Annotated in this window: 1 pseudogene; it reads left to right on the top strand. The window is 72.8% G+C overall.

Going from position 1 to position 397, the window contains the following annotated elements:
- Positions 1-141: 141 nt before the first annotated feature.
- Positions 142-397, top strand: a pseudogene (locus tag IH00_RS44800) (hypothetical protein); the annotation flags it as partial.

Below are 397 nucleotides of genomic sequence, written 5' to 3'. Positions count from 1 at the left end.
GCACAGTACTGCTCCCCCGGGTGGTGTTCACAACCGCCGCACGCGCCCCACCGACCGTCAACTGGCTTGATCTGCACCTGTCTTGACGCGGCTTGCGGAAAGACGCAGCAGGCCGCTCCCATGATCGGCCACAATGGCCGCATGCCCGAATACCTGGAACTCGATCTTGCCGGTGCCGCGTTGCGCGTGGAGCTGTCCGACACCGGAACGCCCGCGTCCGGCAGCGGTGCGGCCGCGGACCGGAGCACGGACGACGGGCCGGACCTGCCGGAGGGCCTGGGCACCCTGACCCCCGTGGCGCGCGGCGGCGGGCGGCGGACCGCCGTGCTCGCGACGGAGGCCCTGCGGACCGCGCTGCGCCCGCTCGGACCACTGCTCGAAGAGGTGCACACGGCGG

It is taken from the genome of Streptomyces sp. NRRL S-118 (assembly GCF_000716335.1).
GTDB lineage: Bacteria > Actinomycetota > Actinomycetes > Streptomycetales > Streptomycetaceae > Streptomyces.
Note: the sequence above shows the minus strand (reverse complement) of the source record. Positions and strands in the feature narration are given on the sequence as shown.